This is a genomic window from Stenotrophomonas sp. UBA7606, from assembly GCF_002477705.1.
Taxonomy (GTDB): domain Bacteria; phylum Pseudomonadota; class Gammaproteobacteria; order Xanthomonadales; family Xanthomonadaceae; genus Stenotrophomonas.
In genome coordinates this window covers 11,544-31,705 of sequence record NZ_DLJW01000122.1, presented here as the reverse complement: position 1 = coordinate 31,705, position 20,162 = coordinate 11,544, and the positions used below count along the sequence as shown (strand labels likewise).

Here is a 20,162-nt window from a genome sequence, read left to right as displayed (position 1 = left end):
TGGGCAGGAAGGCGGCTCTGCTTGTCCTGCCCGGCCTGGATGGCACTGCGGGCTTGCACGCACCTTTCATCGCGGCGCTTGGTACCGCCTGGCACGCGATCACGGTAGTGCGCTATCCGCACGACCAGCAACTGGATTACCCGGCGCTGGAGGCACTGGTACGTGCAGCCCTGCCCACCGATGTTCCCTTCGTACTGCTTGGGGGAGTCGTTCTCCGGTCCGATTGCGGTATCGATAGCCGCCAATCCCCCTGCGAACCTGATCGGTCTGGTACTGAGCACCACCTTCGCACGGGCACCGTTGCCGTTGCTGTCACCGTTTGCCGCCATCGGCCAGCGCATGCCGGTAAGCACGCTGCCGATGCCACTGCTGCGCTGGCTGCTGTTTGGCCGCTGGGCCAGCGCCGCTCTGCTTGCGCAGATGAAGTCGGCATTGCAGCAGGTTGAGCCGGCCGTACTGCGGCATCGTGCGGCACTGACGCTGCAGGTGGATGCGACGTCGCAGCTGTCACGCATCGCTGTACCGGTGCTTTATCTACGCGCCCTGCATGACCGTCTGATCCGTGCGGCGTCGGCACGGCAGATCCTGGCCAGGGTCGATGATGCCCGTCTGGTTGAACTGGCCGGCCCGCATATGTTGCTGCAGGCCTGTCCGCAGACGGCGGCAGCGGCAGTCTTGTCCTTTGCAGCGCAACTGCAGGGCAGCAACGCATAGGCGGGACGGCCAGTGGATGCTCATCCGCTTCTGCTACTGCCAAAGCAGTGCAAACCCTACTTCCACGCGCTTCCGGGGTGTGCATGCTCGTCGAGCAGTGATTGTGGAGCGTACCCGCATGCGACGCCCGGACAACGATGGCAGCGAGCCGCTGCTGGTGGAATGCCATCTGCACGGCCGGCAGGTCTCGGCCGTGGTCTGTCGGCATATGCTGCAGTTGCCGTCGCCGCGCCTGGGTGTCATCGAGAACAGCAACGACCCCTACGACCTGCAGGCCTGGTGTCATCTGTGCGAAGACATGTACCAGCAGCAAGGTGGCTTGACCGAGGTGTTTGATGCATTCAACGACATGAGCATCGTCTGCGTGCTGTGCTACGCGCAGCTCAAGCAGCGTCACCACATCGCGCTGAATTGAGAGGCGCGTATTCATCGTCTGCAGGCTGCGGCAAACGGTCGCACCTGCGCCGGACAATGGATGCGGCCGGCACCGATAGAATGCCGGGGCCATGCGCCTGACCCGTATCCACCGCTTCCTGCTGCAGCTTGCACTGTTGGCCGCCGTGCTGATGGCGGTGGCGCCGGTGATCAGCCGTTGGCAGCAGTCACACCAGGCCGGACATGCGCAGATGAGGGTCGGCATGGCGATGCCGGCCGCGACGCAGCCCGCCGACCCGCACGCGGCACATCACGGCATGCATGCCGCGCATCAACATCCTGCCAGCGAAGCGATGGCGCCGGCAGCCAGGCCCACGTCGCCAGCCGATCCGCATGCCGCCCACGGCGAGGCCTGCGACTACTGCAGCATGCCCTCGCGCCTGCTGCCCTGGTTGGCCTTGCTGCTGGTGCTGCCGCCGTTGCTGTACCGGCTTTCGCCGTGGGTGCCGCGCAGCACGGCATTGCCGCCCAGCCTGCGCTGGCCTGCCCATCCCGCGCGCGGGCCGCCGCCGCTCTCCTGACACAACCACCACCTTTCCTGTGTGCCGCGCGCTGCCGATAGGGCAGGGCGTGGCTGTGTCGTATTGGAGAATTGCATGTACCTCTCTTCCCGTATGCCGGGTGTTCCGGCATGCCTGCCTGTCTGCGTCTGCCTGGCGCTGTTTGCTCCGCTTGCGGTTGCCGCCGAATCCGGTGATGCCAAAACCCTGGATACCCTGGTGGTGACCGCAGCTGCGCCTTCATCGCCGCTGCAATGGGTGACCGACCCGCGGCTGCCCCGGCAACCGGTGCCGGCCAGTGATGGCGCCGACTACCTCAAGACCGTGCCGGGCTTTGCCGCCATCCGCAACGGCGGCACCAATGGCGACCCGGTGCTGCGCGGCATGGGCGGCTCGCGCCTGAACATCCTCAGCAACGATGGCACGCTGATCGGCGCCTGCCCGTCGCGGATGGACAATCCGCTGTCCTATATAGCCCCGGAGACCTTTGATCGCCTGACGGTGATCAAGGGCCCGCAAAGCGTGCGCTGGGGCGCGGGTGCCTCGGCCGGCACCGTGCGTTTCGAGCGCGACACCCCGCGTTTCGATGCGCCGGGCATGCGGCTCAACGCCAGTGCATTGGCCGGCTCCAACAACCGCAACGACCAGGTGCTGGACGCCAGCTTCGGCAGCCGGCCCGGCTATGTCCGGGTCAACGGCAACCGCTCGGAAGCCGATGACTACAAGGACGGCAATGGCGATGTGGTGCCCTCGCGCTGGCGCAAGTGGAATGCCGATGCCGCCATTGGTTGGACGCCCGATGCCGATACCGTGCTGGAACTCAGTGCCGGCACCGGCGACGCGATCGCCCGTTACGCCGGCCGTGGCATGGACGGTGCCGCCTTCAAGCGCGACAGCTATGGGCTGCGTTTTGAACGCGGCAACCTGCCCGGTGCATGGGACAAGCTGCAGGCCAATCTGTACTACAACAACGCCGATCACCTGATGGACAACTACACGCTGCGCACGCCCAACCCGGCCAGCAGCATGCCGATGCCGATGGCCTCGAACGTGGAACGTCGTACCACCGGCGGCCGCGTCAGCAGCGAGTGGCGCTGGCAGGACGTGGCCATCGTCGCTGGCGTGGATGCGCAGGACAGCCGCCATCGCAGCCGCAATGGCATGGGCCGCAACACCTGGCAGCAATCGCCGTGGAAGCGCGATGCCGACTTCAGCAACCTGGGCGTGTTCACTGAGCTGACCCTGGGCGAAGGAACCGCACAGCGCTGGATCAGTGGCCTGCGCCTGGACCGTGCGCAGGTGAAGGACCGGCGTGCGACAACCGGCATGATGAACATGCCCAACCCGACCGCCGGGCAGTACCGGCAGCAGGATCTGGGCAGCGGTTTCCTGCGTTATGAGCGCGACCACGGGCAGGCCTGGACCTGGTACGCCGGTATCGGCCACAGCGAGCGCATGCCGGATTACTGGGAGCTGTTCTCGGCCAATGCAGGGCCGGCCGGCAGCATCAATGCGTTCTCCGCGGTGAAGCCGGAGCAGACCACGCAGCTGGATCTGGGCCTGCAGTTCCGCAGCCAGCAAGTGGATGTCTGGGTCTCGGCCTACGCGGGGCGGCTGCAGGACTACATCCTGTTCCGCTATCGCAGTGGCGGCATGATGGGCAGCACCACCCAGGCCGACAATGTGGATGCGCGTATTGCCGGTGCCGAGGCGGGGGTGGAGTGGCGCCTGGCGCCAGCCTGGAAGCTGGGTGGCACCCTGGCCTATGCCTGGGGCGAGAACCGCAGTGAGGGCAGGGCACTGCCACAGATTCCGCCGCTGGAAGCCCGCCTCAGTGCCAGCTACGAGCATCAGCGCTGGTCGGCGGGTGCGCTGTTGCGCGCGGCCACCCACCAGTACCGGGTAGCCGAGGATGAAGGCAATGTGGTTGCGCGTGACCTGGGAGCCACCGCAGGCTTCGCCACCTTGTCGCTGAACGCGGCCTACCGCGTCAATGATGCGCTGCGCGCCAGCGTGGGTGTGGACAACGTGTTCGACCGCGCCTATGCGGAGCATCTGAACCTGGCCGGCAGTGCCGATTTCGGGTTTCCGGCCGACCCGGTACGGATCAACGAGCCGGGGCGCAATGTCTGGCTGAAGCTGGATTACCGGTACTGACGTCGCGTTTGCTGCCGCTGCCTGCGCACAGGTGGCGGCGGCATGGCATGCTGGGGGCCTTTTATAGAACAGCAAGGAGCGGTATGAGTCTGCGCGCAGTCGCCTACGTGAGCACCGCGGTGGCCGGCCTGGGTACCACCGACCTTGATCACCTGCTGGTTGATGCGCGTGCGCACAACCAGTTGGCAGGCGTCACGGGTGTGCTGCTGTTTGATGGGCAGCAGTTCTTCCAGTACTTCGAAGGCCCGGAAGAAGGCGTGGCACGCGCCTACGAGCGCATCCGCAATTCGCATATGCATGTTGATCTGCGCGAACTGTACAGCGCACCGGTGGATAACCTGCACTTCAGTCAGTGGCATATGGGCTGCACCCACACCGAGGGCAGCGTGCTGCAGCAGTTGAGTACCCAGCAATGGCAGCGTGAGGCCGAGTTCCTGCAGGACGATATTGCCCAGTCCGGTGCATCACCGGCACTGCGTGAGCTGCTGGCATTCTGGACGCAGCAAAACCCTTAGTGCCGAGCCATGTTCGGTAGGGGCATTACCCGTAGCGTGTCCGTCCAAAATCGCTCGCGGCCAGCATTCCGCGTCGACAGCACCCCTCCCCAACCCTCCCCTTCGCTGCGCGAAAGGGAGGGGGCAGCAGCGTAGTGCCGAGCCATGCTCGGCAGAGGCCTTACCCGTAGCGTGTCCGTCCAAGATCGGCCAGCGCCCCGAAATCCGCGTCGACAGCACCCCTCCCCAACCCTCCCCTTCGCTGCGCGAAAGGGAGGGGACAGCAGCGTAGTGCCGAGCCATGCTCGGCAGAGGCCTTATCCGTAGCGTGTCCGTCCAAGATCGGCCAGCGCCCCGAAATCCGCGTCGACAGCACCCCTCCCCAACCCTCCCCTTCGCTGCGCGAAAGGGAGGGGGCAGCAGCGTAGTGCCGAGCCATGCTCGGCAGAGGCCTTACCCGTAGCGTGTACGTTCAAGATCGCCCGCGGCCAGGGTTCCGTGCCGACAGCATCCCTCCCCAACCCTCCCCTTCGCTGTGCGAAAGGGAGGGGACAGCAGCGTAGTGCCGAGCCATGCTCGGCAAGATGCATTACCCGTAACGTGTCCGTTCAAAATCGCTCGCGGCCAGGGTTCCGCGCCGACAGCACCCCTCCCCAACCCTCCCCTTCGCTGCGCGAAAGGGAAGGGGCAACAGCGTAGTGCCTAGCCATGCTCGGCAAGGGCTTTCCCAGGCAGGCTCCAGCCGAGCATGGCTCGGCTCTACAGAGCGAATCGAGGGCTCAGATCTCCTCGTGCAGGCCGCACTCGCGCTTCAGGCCGAAGAAGCGGGTGTCTTCCTCGCGCATGCCCGGCTCCCAGCGGCGGGTGGTGTGGAAATCACCGATCGACACATAGCCCTGCTCCCACAGCGGGTGGTAGGGCAGCTGGTGTTCCTGCAGGTACTTCCACACGTCGCGGTCGCTCCAATCGGCGATCGGGTTGACCTTGTAGCGCTCGCCACGGCGCTGCAGCACCGGCGTGTTGGCGCGGCTGGCCGACTGGCTGCGGCGCAGGCCGGTGAACCAGGTGCCAACCTGCAGCTCGTCCAGGGCGCGCTTCATCGGCTCGACCTTGCGCAGGTTGTTGTACTGCTCGATGCCGACCACGCCCTGTTCCCACAGGCGGCCGTGGCGCGCTTCCATCCAGGCACGGCTGACCTGCGGGCGGTAGACCTTGAGGTTGAGCTTGAGCCGCTCGCTGAGTTCGTCGGCAAAGCGGTAGGTTTCCGGGAACAGATAGCCGGTATCGACCAGGATCACCGGAATGTCCGGGCGCTGGCTGCTCAGCAGGTGCAGGGTGACTGCCGACTGCGCGCCAAAGCTCGATGACAGCACATGCGCGCCGGGCGCGTTCTGCAGTGCCCAATGCACGCGCTGCTGCGCATTCAGGGCGTCGAGTTCGGCATTGAGCGGGCCCAGGTCATCCGGCAGGACAACCGGCGTGGTGGTGGGGGATTGGGGCAGGGCGCTCATGCGTGCAGTTCCACGGGGATTTCGCGGTGGGTGGGGTAGGGCGGCAGGGCGACGATACCGGCGCGGTGCAGGAAATCACCGAAGCCTTCTTCGCCGTTGCGTTCGCCGGCATAGCGGGCAAACAGGGGTTCCAGCGCGGCCAGAATCTCCGGCTCGGCGATGTTCTCGCGGTACAGGGTGTTCAGGCGCTGGCCGCGGTGATCGGCACCCAGCATCAGGTTGTAACGGCCCGGTGCCTTGCCGACCAGGGCGATCTCACCCAGATAGGGCCGCGAGCAGCCATTCGGGCAGCCGGAGATGCGCAGCAGGATGGGGGCGTCGCTCAGGCCGTGCTGGGCCAGCAGCGGCTGCAGCTTGGCACTGAACGTGGGCAGGTAGCGCTCGGCTTCGGCCATCGCCAAGCCGCAGGTTGGCAGCGCCACGCAGGCCATGGCGGCGCGTGCCAGCGCGGTCGGTGCGCGGTTGCCCAGGTCCAGCCCGGCGCTTTCGACGATGGCGTCGATCTGCGCGCGCTGGTCGGCGGCGACGCCGGCAATGATCAGGTTCTGGTTGCCGGTCATGCGGAATTCGCCCTGGTGGATGCGGGCGATCTCGCGCAGCGCGGTCAGCTGCGGTGCGCCGGGCAGGTCGGCGATGCGGCCGGCCTGCAGGGACAGGGTCAGGTGCCAGCGGCCATCGGCGCCTTCCACCCAGCCGTAGCGGTCGCCGTTGTGGGCGAAGGACTGCGCACGCGGGGCGGCGAAACCGATGCCGGCACGGCGTTCGATCTCGGCCACCACGGTGTCCAGGCCATGGTCGTCGATGGTGTACTTGAAGCGGGCGCGCTTGCGCAGCTCGCGGTTGCCGAGGTCGCGCTGGGTGGTGACCACGGCGGTGGCCACGTCCAGCAGCGCGTCACGCGGGATGAAGCCGACGTTGTTGGCAATGCGCGGGTAGGTTTCGGCATCGCCGTGGGTGGCGCCCATGCCGCCGCCGATGGTCACGTCATAGCCCAGCAGTTCGCCGGCAGCATCGAGCACGCCGATGAAGCCCAGGTCGTTGGCGTACACGTCCACGTCGTTGAGCGGCGGCAGTGCGAAGCCGATCTTGAACTTGCGCGGCAGGTAACGCTCGCCGTAGATCGGCTCGTCCTCGGCACCGCTGCCGGCCACGCGCTCCTCGTCCAGCCAGATTTCGTAGTAGGCGCGGGTATTGGGCAGCAGGTGCTCGGAGGTGCGCGCGGCATCGGCGTACAGCGTGGCATGCGCGCTGGACAGCAGCGGGTTGGCGGCAACCAGCACATTGCGGTTGACGTCGCCGCAGGCGGCCAGGGTGTCGATCAGCGCGGCATTGATCGCCTGCATGGTCGCCTTCAGCTCGCGCTTTATCACGCCATGGAACTGGAACGCCTGGCGGGTGGTGATGCGCAGCGAGTGGTTGCCGTAGCGGGTGGCGATGCTGTCCAGCTTCAGCCACTGCTCGGGACTGATCACGCCGCCCGGGGTGCGGGTGCGGATCATGAACTGGTAGGCCGGTTCCAGCTTCTGTCGGCGGCGCTCCTCGCGCACGTCGCGGTCGTCCTGCTGGTAGCTGCCGTGGTACTTGATCAGGGTCTGGTCGTCTTCGCGCAGGGCGCCAGTGACCGGGTCGGCCAGGCTTTCCAGCAGGGAGCCACGCAGGCGGTTGCTGTCGGCCTTGATGTTCTCAACGGAGTGGTTGCTCATTGCGTTCGCTATATCGGGAGTCGGAGGTTGAAGGAGCGGCGGGTGCCGCCAAGCCGGTGCTGGATCAGGGCCCCAGCGTTCAAGCCTCAGTACACATCCCGTCCATAGCGCCCCTCCGTGTGCAGTCGAGTCAGGTAGTCGCGGGCAGCGTCTTCATCCAGCCCGCCGTGTTCGCGCAGTACATCCAGCAGCGTGGCATGCACGTCCTTGCCCATGGCGATGGCGCCGCAGACATACAGGTGGGCACCGTTCTGCAGCCACTCGTACAGATCGCGGCCGCGGGTGCGCAGGCGCTGCTGCACGTAGACCTTGTCGGCCTGGTCGCGCGAGAAGGCCAGGTCCAGGCGTTGCAGTTCCTTGCGGCGCAGGGCGTCCTGCCATTCGCTCTGGTACAGGAAATCGGTGTTGAAGTGGCGTGCGCCGAAGAACAGCCAGTTGCGGCCGGCTGCGCCGGTCTCGGCACGTTCCTGCACGAAGCCACGGAACGGCGCGACGCCGGTGCCGGGGCCGATCATGATGATGTCGCGGCTGTTGTCGGCCGGCACGCGGAAGCGCTCGTTGGCTTCCACGTAGACCGGCAGCTGCGCGCCTTCTTCCAGGGCCGCGAGGAAGCCGCTGGCCGCGCCCAGGTGGGTGCTGCCGTGGGCGTGGTAGCGCAGCTCGTCGACGGTGAGGTGGACTTCCTCGCCCACCCGCTTGCGGCTGGAAGCGATGGAGTACAGGCGCTGCGCGGCCGGGCGCAGGGTGCTCAGCAGAGCCTCGGGGCTCCATTCGGCCGGCCAGCGGCGCAGCACGTCGACCAACTGGTGGTCTTCGAATACTGCCGCCAGTTCGCTCTTGTGTGCCGGGTCCAGCAGGCGGGCCAGTTCCGGGTGCGCGCTGCGCTCGGCCACGGCGGCCAGCAGCGGACGCGAGATGCGGGTCAGCTCGCGGTGCTCGGCCAGCCATTGGCCCAGCGGGCGGCCATGACCGTCATGTTCGACCGACTGGCTGCCGTCCAGGCCGGTGACATCCAGTACCGCCTCGACCAGCTCGGCCGGATTGCGGTGCACGATGCCCAGCGCATCGCCGGGCTCGTAGTGCAGGTTGCTGCCTTCCAGCGACAACTCGAGATGGTGCACATGCTTGGCGGCAGTGCCGTACTGCGCGTAGGCAGGGCCCTTGAAGTCGCGGCCGCTGATCACCTGCCGCGACAGCAGCTCGGCGTTGAACGGGTGCTGGGCGCTGTAGACGGTGCCATGTCGCAGCGGGGTGACATTGCTGGTGGTCGGGGCTGCGGTCTCGCTGATGTTGGCGCGGGCATCGCGCAGGGCCTGCGCGCGCCACGGATCGACCACGCTGTCGATGTCCAGGTCGGCCTCGCCCACGGTCTGTAGGCGGGTGGCGCCCAACTCGGCCAGGCGGCTGTCCAGCTTGCGCGCAATGCCGCAGAACTCCACATAGCTGGAGTCACCCAGGCCGAGCACGGCGTACTTCAGCTCCGGCAGCTTGGGCGCACGCTTGCCGGCAATGAACTCGACCAGACCGATGGCATCGTCCGGCGGGTCGCCTTCGCCCTGGGTGCTGATGACGATGTAGAGCAGGCGCTCATTGGCCAGCTCGCGGGTGGCATAGGCGTCGGCGCGCAGCAGCCGTACCGGCAGGCCGGCGGCCTCGGCCTCGGCGGCCAGCTGTTCGGCGGCGCGGCGGGCGTTGCCGGTCTGGCTGCCATAGATCACGGTCAGCCGGTTCTGGGCCGGCTGGTTGCCGGCCTGGCCGCCGGGGATGACGGCAAGGGAAGGGGGAGGGGTTCCCTGCGCCAACCCGGCGGCGAAACCGGAAAGCCACCACAGGCTGTTTCCGTCCAGGCCGTCCACCAGACGTGTCAGCAGGACCCTGCGGTCTTCAGGCAAGGGGCTGGGGGGCACGGTGGCGGCGGCAGTCATTTCCGGTCCGGTCTGGTTTGGGGATGACTGATCCTAGGTACGGCGCAGTGCCAGCGGAAAGGACAAGCGGTTATCGCTTCATGCCTTGGGTTTATTTCGCCCTGTGCCAGCGCAGGCCCACACTTGCCATCCAATCCCGACCTTTACCGGGTACTGTGTGGCCCATATCGGGCCTGGCCTCTGCGACTGTGCTGATGACTGAAACCACTTTGTCCCACCTCGATCGGCTGGAAGCCGAGAGCATCCATATCCTGCGTGAAGTCGCCGCGGCCTTTGACAACCCGGTGCTGCTGTACTCGGTGGGCAAGGACAGCTCGGTGCTGCTGCACCTGCTGATGAAGGCATTCGCCCCGGGCGTGCCGCCGATCCCGCTGCTGCACGTGGATACCCGCTGGAAGTTCCGCGAGATGATTGCCTTCCGTGACCGCCGCGTGGCCGAAACCGGCACCGAGCTGCGGGTACACATCAACCCCGATGGCATTGCCCGCGATATCGGCCCGGTCAGCCACGGCGCCAGCGTGCATACCGACGTGATGAAGACCCAGGGCTTGAAGCAGGCGCTGGACAAGTGGAAGTTCGATGCGGCCATTGGTGGCGCGCGCCGCGACGAGGAAAAGTCGCGGGCCAAGGAGCGCGTGTTCTCGTTCCGCAACGACCGCCACCGCTGGGACCCCAAGAACCAGCGGCCCGAGTTGTGGAACCTGTACAACGCGCGCATTCATCAAGGCGAGAGCGTGCGCGTGTTCCCGCTGTCCAACTGGACCGAGCTGGATATCTGGCTCTACATCTACCGCGAGAAGATTCCGGTGGTGCCCTTGTACCTGGCCGCCGAGCGACCGGTGGTGGAGCGCGATGGCAGCCTGATCATGGTCGATGACGAGCGTCTGCCGCTGCGGCCGGGCGAGCAGCCAGAACTGCGCAAGGTGCGCTTCCGCACGCTGGGCTGCTATCCGCTGACCGGCGCGATCGAATCCGAGGCCGACACGCTGGAGAAGATCATCGCCGAGATGCTGGTATCCACCAGCTCCGAGCGGCAGGGGCGGCTGATCGACCATGACCAGTCCGCATCGATGGAGAAGAAGAAGTTGGAGGGGTATTTCTGATGGGGCCGGGAATCGGGAGTCGAAAATTGGGAATAGGTACTGCAAAGGCGGAAGCAGACAATCAGGTGGTGGTCGAGGAGCTGGGGCTTGCCATTCCCGATTCCCAACTCCCGATTCCCTGCTCCATCGCTGCCTACCTCAAGACCCACGAAGACAAGCCGCTGCTGCGCTTCATCACCTGCGGCAGCGTGGACGACGGCAAGAGCACCCTGATCGGGCGCTTGCTGTACGAAAGCAAGCGCCTGTTCGACGACCAGCTGTCCGCGCTGGAGGCTGACAGCCGCCGCCACGGCACCCAGGGCGAGCGCATCGACTATGCGCTGCTGCTGGACGGCCTGGCCGCCGAGCGCGAGCAGGGCATCACCATCGACGTGGCCTACCGCTATTTCGATACCGACCGCCGCAAGTACATCGTCGCCGACTGCCCTGGCCATGAGCAGTACACCCGCAACATGGCCACCGGCGCTTCCACTGCCGACGTGGCGGTGGTGCTGGTGGACGCGCGCAAGGGCCTGCTGACCCAGACCCACCGGCACAGCTACATCATCTTCCTGCTGGGCATCGGCCAGGTGGTGCTGGCGGTCAACAAGATGGATCTGGTGGATTACGACCAGGCGGTGTTCGAGCGCATCGTGGCCGAGTACCGGGCGCTGGCCGCGCAGCTGGGCATCGCCAACGTGCAGGCCATTCCGTTGTCGGCGCTGGAAGGGCAGAACCTGTCCACGCGTTCGGCGGCCACGCCGTGGTACAGCGGCCCCAGCCTGATCGAACACCTGGACACGGTCGAGCTGCGCGAGCACGACGCCGCCAGCGGCCTGCGCCTGCCGGTGCAGTGGGTCAATCGACCCAACCAGGATTTCCGTGGCTTTGCCGGCACCATTGCCGCCGGCCAGGTGCGCGTGGGCGACGAGGTGGTGGTGCTGCCGTCGGCGCGCCGCTCCACAGTCAAGCAGGTGCTGGGTCCGGATGGCCCGCTGGCGGTCGCCTCGACCGGGCAGGCGGTGACCCTGACCCTGGCGGACGAAATCGACGTCAGCCGCGGCGACGTGATTGCCGCTGCCGGTGATCCGCCGGAAGTGGCCGACCAGTTCGCCGCCCATGTGTTGTGGATGGACGATGCGGCGTTGTTGCCGGGCCGTCCGTACTGGCTGCAGATCGGCAGCCGCACGGTGGCTGCCAATATCAGCGAGATCAAGCACCGGGTGGATGTGAACACCCAGGAGCGGCTGGCTGCCAAGCGGCTGGAGTTGAACGAGGTTGGCTACTGCAACCTGTCGCTGGACGAGCCGGTGGCCTTCGCCCCGTATGCGCAGAACCGCGCATTGGGCGGCTTCATCCTGATCGACCGGCAGACCAATGCCACTGTCGCCGCCGGTACCCTGGACTTCGCCCTGCGCCGTGCCGGCAACGTGCACTGGCAACACCTGGACGTAGACAAGGCCGCACGGGCGCGGATCAAGGGCCAGCAGCCGCGCGTGCTGTGGTTCACCGGCCTGTCCGGCGCCGGCAAATCCACCGTCGCCAACCAGGTGGAAAAGCGTCTGCATGCGCAGGGCGTGCACACCTTCCTGCTGGACGGCGACAACGTCCGCCATGGCCTGAACCGCGACCTCGGCTTCACCGACGAGGACCGCGTGGAGAACATCCGCCGCGTTGCCGAAGTGGCGCGGCTGATGGCCGATGCCGGGCTGGTGGTGCTGGTCAGCTTCATCTCGCCGTTCCGCGCCGAGCGGCAGATGGCGCGCGAACGCTTCGAGGATGGCGAGTTCATCGAGGTATTCGTCGATGTGCCACTGGAAGTGGCCGAGGCCCGCGATGTGAAGGGCCTGTACCGCAAGGCACGCGCCGGGCAGATCCCCAACTTCACCGGTATCGACTCGCCGTATGAGGCCCCTGAGGCACCGGAGCTGCACCTGCACGCGGACACCGACAGCGTGCCGGCGATGGTGGAGCAGGTGTTGCAGGCGCTGCGCTGATAGGAGGCACTGCAGCGCCGTAGGCGGAGGGGAGGGCGAAGAAGTGCCCCGGACATGGCCGCAACTGCAGCTTTCGCCCCCTCCCTTGCGCCGAAGGCGGAGGGGAGGGCTGGGAGGGGTAAGCGCTTTGGCGCTTTCGCCCTTGAATAACCCGGTGCAGGCCCTTGCCGAGCATGGCTCGGCACTACAGTGGGTCGCGCAAGGATGCATTCCCCCCCTAACGGCACATCCGGCCGTCATCTGACACCGCTAGACTGCTTGATCGTGTATCAGATGGGACTGTGTATGTTCGGGCGATTTGCCGCCACCGTTGCCGGTGGCACTGTCTTGGCGCTGGCGTTGGCCGGATGCAACCGCAAGAACCCCGAGGCGCCGCGGCAAGCCGCCGGCGCGGTGCTGGTCACCACCCAGGTCGTCAAAGCCGCGCCGTGGAGCGATACCCTGCAGGCCAATGGCACCGCCAAGGCCCGCGAATCCATCATCGTCACCGCCAAGGTCAGCGAGATCATCGACAAGGTGCATTTCGAAAGCGGCCAGCAGGTCGCGGCCGGTGCGCCGCTGGTGACCCTGCGTGGCCAGGCCCAGCAGGCCGCCCTGGCCCAGGCCCAGGCTACCTTCTCCGAGGCCGACCGGCTCTACAAGCGCCAGCGTGAACTGGCCGCGCAGCAGCTGGTGGCCCATTCCACCCTGGACACCCAGCAGTCCATCCGCGATGCCGCCGAGGCCCGCGTGCAGCAGATGCGCGCCGATATCGTCGATCGCCAGGTGCGCGCGCCATTCGCTGGCGTACTGGGCATCCGCCAGGTCAGCCCCGGCTCGCTGGTCACGCCGACCACCGCCATCGCCACCCTGGACGACATCTCGCGCATGCACGTGGACTTCCAGGTGCCGGAAGCGCAGCTGTCCTCGCTGCAGATCGGCGACAAGGTCAGCGGCAGCAGCATTGCCTACCCGGGCCGCAATTTCGAAGGTGCGGTCAGCACCATCGATGCTCGCGTCGATCCAGGCAGCCGCGCCATCACCGTGCGTGCCGATTTCGACAATGGCGACCACGCGCTGCGCCCGGGCATGTTGCTGGACGTGCGCCTGTACCGCCCCGAGCGCGATGCGCTGGTGATCCCGGAAATCGCCGTGGTCCAGGTGGGCCGCGACTCCTATGTGTTCCGGGTCAAGGACGATGAAAGCGTGGAGCGCGCCGACGTCAAGACCGGCACGCGCCGGGCGGGCGTGGTGGAGATCGTCGAGGGCCTGAAGGCCGGCGAGCGCATCGTGGTGGACGGCACTGGCAAGCTGCGCCCGGGCATCCGCATCCAGGATGAGAAGCCGGCCAAGGCCACCGAGGCTGCAGCTGTCGAGAGGGCAGCGGAAGCGCCGGCCCCGGCCAAGACGGCGAGCGCCGGATGAAGCTGTCCGATCTTTCCATCAAGCGGCCGGTACTGGCCGTGGTGATGAGCCTGTTGCTGCTGGTACTGGGCATCATGTCGTTCAACCGCCTGACCCTGCGCGAGCTGCCGGCCATCGATCCGCCTATCGTCTCGGTGTCGGTGGATTACACCGGCGCCTCGGCGGCGGTGATCGAAAGCCGCGTCACCCAGGTGCTGGAAGACGCCCTGGCCGGTATCGAAGGCATCGATACCATCAATGCGCGCAGCACCAACGGCCGCGCCTCGGTCAGCATCGAATTCACCGCCAACCGCGATATCGAAGCGGCCGCCAATGACGTGCGCGACGCGGTCAGCCGCGTTGCCGACCGCATGCCGGAAGAAGCGCGGCCGCCGGAAATCGCCAAGGTCGAGAGCGATGCCGACCCGATCATCTGGTTCAACATGGCGTCCTCGTCGATGGACACGCTGGAGCTCAGCGACTACGCCGACCGCTATGTGGTGGACCGTTTTTCCAGCATCGACGGCGTGGCCCAGGTACGCATCGGCGGCCGCCAGCGCTACGCCATGCGGGTATGGCTGGACCGCGACCAACTGGCCGCGCGCGGGTTGACCGTCAACGAGGTGGAAACCGCGCTGCGCAACGAGAACGTGGAATTGCCGGCCGGCCGCATCGAATCGGCCGACCGTGATTTCACCCTGCGCGTGGAGCGCAGCTACGTGGCCCCGGCCGACTTTGCCAGCATTCCGCTGGGCAAGGGCAATGACGGTTATGTGGTGCGCCTGGGCGATGTGGCCAAGGTGGAACTGGCCTCGTCCGAACGCCGTGCCTATTACCGCAGCAACGGCGAGCCGGGCATCGGCCTGGGCATCGTCAAGACCTCCACCGCCAATGCCCTGGACGTGGCGCGCGACACCCGCGCCGAGGCCGAGCGCATTGCCCAGACCCTGCCCAAGGGCACGCAGATCTTCGTCGCCTTCGACAACACCACCTTCATCGAGGCGGCGGTGGAACGCGTCTACGCCACCCTGGTCGAAGCGATGATCCTGGTGCTGGTGGTGATCTGGCTGTTCCTGGGCAGCCTGCGCGCGGCACTGATTCCGGCGGTGACGGTACCGGTGTGTCTGGTCGCGGCCTTCATCGCGCTGTTTGCGTTTGGCTTCTCGATCAACCTGTTCACCCTGCTGGCGCTGGTGCTGTGTATCGGCCTGGTGGTGGATGACGCCATCGTCGTGGTCGAGAACGTGCAGCGCCGCATCGATCTGGGCGAGCCGCCGCTGGTGGCCGCCAAGCGTGGCACCGCGCAGGTGGCGTTCGCGGTGATTGCGACCACCGCGGTGCTGGTGGCGGTGTTCCTGCCGGTGGGTTTCCTGGAAGGCAATACCGGCCGGTTGTTCCGCGAGCTTGCGGTAGCGCTGGCGGCGGCGGTGGCGTTGTCGGCCTTCGTCGCGTTGACGCTGACGCCAATGATGGCGTCCAAGCTGCTCAAGCCGCACAGCGAGCAGAAGGTCAGCCGCCTGCACGGCTTCATCAACCGCCAGCTGGAACACTTGTCGGGTGCGTACGGGCGGGTGCTGGACCGGCATGTGCAGCGCAGCTGGGTGTTCGGGCTGGTGATGCTGGCCGCGCTGGGCGCGAGCTGGGGCCTGTTCAAGCTGATTCCGTCGGAACTGGCACCGGCCGAGGACCGCGGCTCGTTCCAGATCATGATCGACGGCCCGGAAGGTGCGGGTTTCGATTACACCGTTGGCCAGCTACAGCAGGTGGAGAAGATCGTCTCCGCCTTTGTTGGCCCGGAGGAGCCGATCGTCCGCGCCAACCCGCGTGTGCCCGGGGGCTGGGGCAACAGCGAGGAAATGCATACCGGCCGCATCAGCGTGTTCCTGCAGCCCTGGCGTGAGCGTAGCGAGGCCACCAGCGACGTGGCCACCGCGCTGCAGAAGGAGTTGAACGACCTCAGCGGCGTGCGCGTGCGCACCATGGTCGGTGGCGGCCTGGTCCGCAGCATGGGCCAGCCGTTCCAGACCGTGCTCGGTGGCCCGGAATACGCCGAGATCGCGCAGTGGCGTGACCGCCTGCTGGCACGCATGGCCGATTACCCCGGCCTGGTGGGCGCTGATTCGGACTACAAGGAAACCCGGCCGCAGATGCGGGTCAACATCGACCGCCAGCGTGCGGCTGACCTCGGCATCTCGGTCACCGACATCGGCCGCGCGCTGGAAACCATGATGGGCTCGCGCCGCGTCACCACCTTCGTCGACAACGGCGAGGAGTACGACGTACTGGTGCAGGCCGGCCGTGAAGGCCGCGCCTCGCCGGCCGACCTGTCGGCCATCCAGGTGCGCGCGCGCTCCGGTGAACTGGTGCCGCTGTCCAACCTGGTCACGCTCAGTGAAGTGGCCGAGGCCGGCAGCCTCAACCGCTTCAACCGCCTGCGCTCGATCACCATCAGCGCCAATGTCGCACCGGGCCACACCCTGGGCGAAACCATCGCCTGGGCGCAGCAGGTGGCTGCCGAGGAGCTGCCCGAGTACGCGCAGATCGACTGGAAAGGCGAGTCGCGCGAGTACCAGAGCGCCGGTGGTGCGGTGCTGCTGACCTTCGCGATGGCGCTGCTGGTGGTCTATCTGGTGCTGGCCGCGCAGTTCGAGAGCTTCATCCATCCGCTGGTGATCATGCTGACCGTGCCGCTGGGCGTGCTCGGCGCCTTTGTCGGCCTGTACCTGAGCGGTGGCACGCTCAACCTGTTCAGCCAGATCGGCATCGTGATGCTGGTGGGCCTGGCGGCGAAGAACGGCATCCTGATCGTCGAGTTCGCCAACCAGCTGCGCGATGAAGGGCGCAGCGTGCACCAGGCCATCGTCGAATCGTCGATGGTGCGCCTGCGGCCGATCCTGATGACTTCGATCGCCACCGTGGTGGGCGCCATCCCGCTGGTGGTCGCTGGCGGTCCCGGTTCGGCCAGCCGCGCCACCATCGGCATCGTGGTGATCTTCGGCGTCAGCGTGTCCACCTTCCTGTCGCTGTTCGTGGTGCCGGCGTTCTATGCGCTGTTGGCACCGTACACCAAGTCACCGGAAACCGTGGCCAATGAGTTGAACCGGCTTGAGGCGGAAACTCCGTCGGTGGGCGGCCATGCGTGAGTTGCTGGCGGGCGGCCGTGTCCAGTTGCGTCCCTGGCAGCCCGGGGACGTGGACACGCTGCTGGCCCACGCCAACGATGCGGCGGTATCGCGGGGGCTGAGCACGCGCTTTCCCTATCCCTATACCCGCGCCGATGCGCTGGCCTTCCTGGCCGGCAAAGTGATCGAACTGGACCGCAGCATGTTCGCCCTGGTCATCGACGGTCAGGCCTGCGGTGGCATCGGCGTCAGTCAGGGCCGCAACGAGCGCCGCTATTCGGCGGCGCTGGGCTATTGGCTGGGGCAGCGCCATTGGGGCCAGGGCCTGATGACCGAGGTGGTTGCCGCCTATGCCCCCTGGGTGATGGAAGAACTCGGCCTGGCGCGGCTGTCCGCGCAGGTGATGGCCAGCAACCCGCGCTCGGCGCGGGTGCTGTTGAAGAACGGATTCAGCGAGGAAGGCACCGAGCGGCAATCGGTGTTCAAGGACGGCCAGCTGCACGACATGCGTTGCTTCGCGCGGCTTAGGACTTTGCCGCCTTTGGCGTGACGGCCCTGCACAACCGGGCCTAATCGTGGAAAAATCGGCCAGCCCCGGGATTCCGGGCTTTGGCTACCTTTCAGCTTTCCGGGGAATTACGTGGAATCCATCGTCGAATACGTAAACGGCATCATCTGGAGCAATGCGCTCATTTTCATGTGTCTGGGCGCCGGCCTGTGGTTCAGCCTGCGCACGCGTTTCATGCAGATCCGTGGTTTTGCCGAGATGTGCCGGCTGACGGTACGTGGTGAGAAGTCCGAAGCCGGCGTGTCGTCCTTCCAGGCCCTGGCCATGTCGATGGCCGGCCGCATGGGTATCGGCAACATCGCCGGTGTGGCTACGGCCATTGCCTATGGCGGCCCGGGTGCGATCTTCTGGATGTGGGTGATGGGCTTCCTCGGCGCCTCCACCTCCTATGTGGAATCGACCCTGGCGCAGATCTACAAGACCAAGGATGCCGAAGGCCGTTACCGCGGTGGCCCGGCCTATTACATTGAAAAGGCCATGGGCCTGAAGTGGTATGCGGCGGTGTTCGCCGTCGCCACCGTGATCGCCGCCGGCTTCCTGCTGCCGGGCGTGCAGGCCAATGCCATCGCCGACAGCGCGGTCAACGTGCTGTGCACCGGCGCCGATGCCTGCGCATCGGTCGGCGGCGCTGCCAGCATGAAACTGTGGATCGGCCTGAGCGTGGCTGCGGTGCTGGGCATCATCATCTTCGGTGGCGTCAAGCGCATTGCCAGTTTTGCCGAAGTCGTGGTGCCGTTCATGGCGCTGGGCTTCATCCTGATGGCGATCGTGGTGATGATGCTCAATGCCAGCAAGGTGCCGACGATGTTCGCCGACATCTTCTCCAGCGCCTTCGGTGCCCATGCCGCGTTTGGCGGCATCATCGGCCAGGCCATCGCCTGGGGCGTGAAGCGCGGCATCTACGCCAACGAGGCCGGCCAGGGCACTGGCCCGCACGCCGCGGCCGCCGCCGAGGTCTCGCACCCCGCCAAGCAGGGTTATGTGCAGGCCTTCGCCATCTACTTCGACACCATGCTGGTGTGCACCTCGACCGCCTTCCTGCTGCTGTCCACCGGCATGTACAACGTGTTCCGGTCGGTCACCGAAGGTGGCGTGACCAAGCTGGAAGCCATCATCACCGGCGTGCCGGGCGTACAGCCGTCCGAGGGCGCGCTGTTCACCCAGGCGGCGGTGGAGTCGGTGCTGCCGGGCTGGGGCGCGGGCTTTGTGGCACTGGCGCTGTTCTTCTTCGCGTTCACCACCATCATGGCCTATTACTACATGGCCGAAACCAACCTGACCTACCTGGCCGGCAGCAACCGCACCCATCCGGCGGCGATGCTGGTGCTGCGCCTGGGCATCATGGGCATGGTGGTGTTTGGTGCCTACCACAATGCGAAAATGGCCTGGGCGCTGGGTGATATCGGCGTGGGGCTGATGGCGTGGCTGAACGTGATCGCCATCCTGATCCTGCAGAAGCCGGCCATGCTGGCGCTGCGCGACTACGAGCGGCAGAAGAAACTGGGTTTGGACCCGGTCTTCGACCCTGACGCATTGGGCATCAAGAACGCCGACTTCTGGCGTGGCAACAAGTAATTCAAAGGAACCGCTGTGAGCAACCCCTGGAACAACCGTCGTCCCTCCTCGCGACCGCCGCGTGCAACCCCGGCGGCGCCTGCCGCCACGCGCGAAGGCGACGGTGTCCCGGTACGCGGCGGCGACGAGCTGCGCCTGTACGGCGTCAATGCCGTGCAGGCGATGTTCGCCAAGCGTCCGCAGTCGCTGCGCAAGCTGTACCTGGCCGAGGACATGATCCCGCGCCTGCAGCCGATGCTGAAGTGGTGCGTGGCCAACCGCGTGGGTTACCGCGTGGTCGGCGATGGTGACCTCAACAAGCTGGCTGCCACCACCCATCACGAAGGCGTGGTCGCCGACGTGTTGAAGCAGGAACCGTTGCCGCTGGCCACCTGGCTGGCCTCGCTGCAGGACGGCCCGGTGCTGGCGCTGTGGCTGGACGGTGTGGGCAACCCGCACAACTTCGGTGCGATCCTGCGTTCGGCTGCGCATTTCGGTGTTGGCGCGATCCTGCTGCCGGCGGAGTCCACGCTGGCCCTGTCCGGCTCGGCCGCGCGCGTTGCCGAAGGCGGCGCCGAGTCGGTGCCGCTGGTGCGCCTGCCGGCCTTGCCGCAGGCCGTTGCGCAGCTGCGTGATGCCGGCTTCGGATTGGCGGCGACGCTGGTTGAGGGCGGTGACAACGTGTTCACTACCGCGCTGCCGGACCGGATGGTTTACGTGATGGGTGCGGAAAGCGAAGGCATGGACCGCGGGTTCGCACAAAGCTGTGACCTGCGCCTGTCGATCCCGGGCAGCGGTGCGGTGGAGAGCCTCAACGTGGCTTCGGCAACCGCGGTGTTCCTGGCCAGTTGGAAGAGCCGCCAGCAGGGTTGAACCGCACTGTAGTGCCGAGCCATGCTCGGCAGAGGCCTTACCGGCAAAGCCCCGTTGCCGAGCATGGCTCGGCACTACAAAACAAAGGCGCCTTGCGGCGCCTTTGTCGTCATGTGCTCCACCAGCAATGCAAAAAGCCCCTGT

At 66.6% G+C, this 20,162-nt stretch carries 15 protein-coding genes; 12 read left to right on the top strand and 3 right to left on the bottom strand.

What is annotated here, in order from left to right; translation table 11 throughout:
• Positions 1 to 180 precede the first annotated feature (180 nt).
• From B2527_RS15855 to B2527_RS15835, 5 genes are all read left to right on the top strand, one after another.
• Positions 181 to 714: an alpha/beta fold hydrolase gene (locus B2527_RS15855; protein ID WP_293715760.1), complete on the top strand. Its 534-nt coding sequence runs from the start codon at positions 181 to 183 to the stop codon at positions 712 to 714.
• A gap of 118 nt (positions 715 to 832) precedes the next feature.
• Complete coding sequence (locus tag B2527_RS15850) at positions 833 to 1,129, top strand: hypothetical protein (protein ID WP_293715758.1); 297 nt, start codon at positions 833 to 835, stop codon at positions 1,127 to 1,129.
• A 91-nt stretch (positions 1,130 to 1,220) separates the two neighbouring features.
• Positions 1,221 to 1,670 (top strand): DUF2946 family protein, encoded by a 450-nt coding sequence (locus B2527_RS15845; RefSeq protein WP_293715755.1) that lies wholly within the window; start codon positions 1,221 to 1,223, stop codon positions 1,668 to 1,670.
• 75 nt (positions 1,671 to 1,745) lie between these two features.
• The gene (locus B2527_RS15840) at positions 1,746 to 3,806 is read left to right on the top strand and encodes a TonB-dependent copper receptor (protein WP_293715752.1); all 2,061 of its coding nucleotides are present in this window, start codon (positions 1,746 to 1,748) and stop codon (positions 3,804 to 3,806) included.
• A gap of 83 nt (positions 3,807 to 3,889) precedes the next feature.
• On the top strand, positions 3,890 to 4,321 hold the full coding sequence (locus tag B2527_RS15835; protein WP_293715749.1) for a BLUF domain-containing protein: 432 nt from the start codon (positions 3,890 to 3,892) through the stop codon (positions 4,319 to 4,321).
• 758 nt (positions 4,322 to 5,079) lie between these two features.
• On the opposite strand, the gene B2527_RS15830 is transcribed toward B2527_RS15835, so the two are convergent.
• From B2527_RS15830 to B2527_RS15820, 3 genes are all read right to left on the bottom strand, one after another.
• Entirely contained in the window at positions 5,080 to 5,811 is a 732-nt protein-coding gene (locus B2527_RS15830) for a phosphoadenylyl-sulfate reductase (RefSeq protein WP_293715746.1), read from the bottom strand.
• Positions 5,808 to 7,514: an assimilatory sulfite reductase (NADPH) hemoprotein subunit gene (gene cysI, locus B2527_RS15825; protein ID WP_293715743.1), complete on the bottom strand. Its 1,707-nt coding sequence runs from the start codon at positions 7,512 to 7,514 to the stop codon at positions 5,808 to 5,810. The genes B2527_RS15830 and cysI overlap by 4 nt, the downstream gene beginning before the upstream one ends.
• Before the next feature lie 86 nt (positions 7,515 to 7,600).
• Entirely contained in the window at positions 7,601 to 9,439 is a 1,839-nt protein-coding gene (locus tag B2527_RS15820; protein ID WP_293715741.1) for an assimilatory sulfite reductase (NADPH) flavoprotein subunit, read from the bottom strand.
• Positions 9,440 to 9,633: 194 nt separating this feature from the next.
• On the opposite strand from B2527_RS15820, the gene cysD reads away from it, so the two are divergent.
• From cysD to B2527_RS15785, 7 genes are all read left to right on the top strand, one after another.
• Positions 9,634 to 10,542, top strand: a complete 909-nt coding sequence (gene cysD, locus B2527_RS15815; protein ID WP_293715738.1) for a sulfate adenylyltransferase subunit CysD — start codon at positions 9,634 to 9,636, stop codon at positions 10,540 to 10,542.
• Positions 10,542 to 12,518, top strand: coding sequence for a sulfate adenylyltransferase subunit CysN (cysN, locus tag B2527_RS15810; protein WP_414717112.1), 1,977 nt, complete (start codon positions 10,542 to 10,544; stop codon positions 12,516 to 12,518). Before cysD ends, cysN begins: the two co-directional genes overlap by 1 nt.
• Positions 12,519 to 12,803: 285 nt before the next feature.
• Positions 12,804 to 13,922 carry an efflux RND transporter periplasmic adaptor subunit gene (locus tag B2527_RS15805; RefSeq protein ID WP_293715830.1) on the top strand — a complete coding sequence of 373 codons (1,119 nt, stop codon included), beginning with the start codon at positions 12,804 to 12,806 and terminating at the stop codon, positions 13,920 to 13,922.
• Positions 13,919 to 17,044: an efflux RND transporter permease subunit gene (locus tag B2527_RS15800; protein ID WP_293715735.1), complete on the top strand. Its 3,126-nt coding sequence runs from the start codon at positions 13,919 to 13,921 to the stop codon at positions 17,042 to 17,044. Before B2527_RS15805 ends, B2527_RS15800 begins: the two co-directional genes overlap by 4 nt.
• Positions 17,037 to 17,573, top strand: a complete 537-nt coding sequence (locus B2527_RS15795) for a GNAT family N-acetyltransferase (protein WP_293715732.1) — start codon at positions 17,037 to 17,039, stop codon at positions 17,571 to 17,573. Before B2527_RS15800 ends, B2527_RS15795 begins: the two co-directional genes overlap by 8 nt.
• Before the next feature lie 147 nt (positions 17,574 to 17,720).
• Complete coding sequence (locus B2527_RS15790) at positions 17,721 to 19,166, top strand: alanine/glycine:cation symporter family protein (protein WP_414717113.1); 1,446 nt, start codon at positions 17,721 to 17,723, stop codon at positions 19,164 to 19,166.
• A gap of 15 nt (positions 19,167 to 19,181) precedes the next feature.
• Entirely contained in the window at positions 19,182 to 20,018 is an 837-nt protein-coding gene (locus B2527_RS15785) for a TrmH family RNA methyltransferase (RefSeq protein ID WP_293715726.1), read from the top strand.
• Positions 20,019 to 20,162: the final 144 nt, after the last annotated feature.

Excerpts from the sequence above, each read along its gene's own strand:
- B2527_RS15840 (WP_293715752.1), top strand. The coding sequence starts at position 1,746 with ATGTACCTCTCTTCCCGTATGCCGGGTGTTCCGGCATGCCTGCCTGTC.
- cysN (WP_414717112.1), top strand. The coding sequence starts at position 10,542 with ATGGGGCCGGGAATCGGGAGTCGAAAATTGGGAATAGGTACTGCAAAG.
- B2527_RS15855 (WP_293715760.1), top strand. The coding sequence starts at position 181 with ATGTTCCCTTCGTACTGCTTGGGGGAGTCGTTCTCCGGTCCGATTGCG.
- B2527_RS15820 (WP_293715741.1), bottom strand. The coding sequence starts at position 9,439 with ATGACTGCCGCCGCCACCGTGCCCCCCAGCCCCTTGCCTGAAGACCGC.
- B2527_RS15835 (WP_293715749.1), top strand. The coding sequence starts at position 3,890 with ATGAGTCTGCGCGCAGTCGCCTACGTGAGCACCGCGGTGGCCGGCCTG.
- B2527_RS15805 (WP_293715830.1), top strand. The coding sequence starts at position 12,804 with ATGTTCGGGCGATTTGCCGCCACCGTTGCCGGTGGCACTGTCTTGGCG.
- B2527_RS15850 (WP_293715758.1), top strand. The coding sequence starts at position 833 with ATGCGACGCCCGGACAACGATGGCAGCGAGCCGCTGCTGGTGGAATGC.
- B2527_RS15800 (WP_293715735.1), top strand. The coding sequence starts at position 13,919 with ATGAAGCTGTCCGATCTTTCCATCAAGCGGCCGGTACTGGCCGTGGTG.
- cysI (WP_293715743.1), bottom strand. The coding sequence starts at position 7,514 with ATGAGCAACCACTCCGTTGAGAACATCAAGGCCGACAGCAACCGCCTG.
- B2527_RS15845 (WP_293715755.1), top strand. The coding sequence starts at position 1,221 with ATGCGCCTGACCCGTATCCACCGCTTCCTGCTGCAGCTTGCACTGTTG.
- cysD (WP_293715738.1), top strand. The coding sequence starts at position 9,634 with ATGACTGAAACCACTTTGTCCCACCTCGATCGGCTGGAAGCCGAGAGC.
- B2527_RS15795 (WP_293715732.1), top strand. The coding sequence starts at position 17,037 with ATGCGTGAGTTGCTGGCGGGCGGCCGTGTCCAGTTGCGTCCCTGGCAG.
- B2527_RS15790 (WP_414717113.1), top strand. The coding sequence starts at position 17,721 with ATGTGTCTGGGCGCCGGCCTGTGGTTCAGCCTGCGCACGCGTTTCATG.
- B2527_RS15830 (WP_293715746.1), bottom strand. The coding sequence starts at position 5,811 with ATGAGCGCCCTGCCCCAATCCCCCACCACCACGCCGGTTGTCCTGCCG.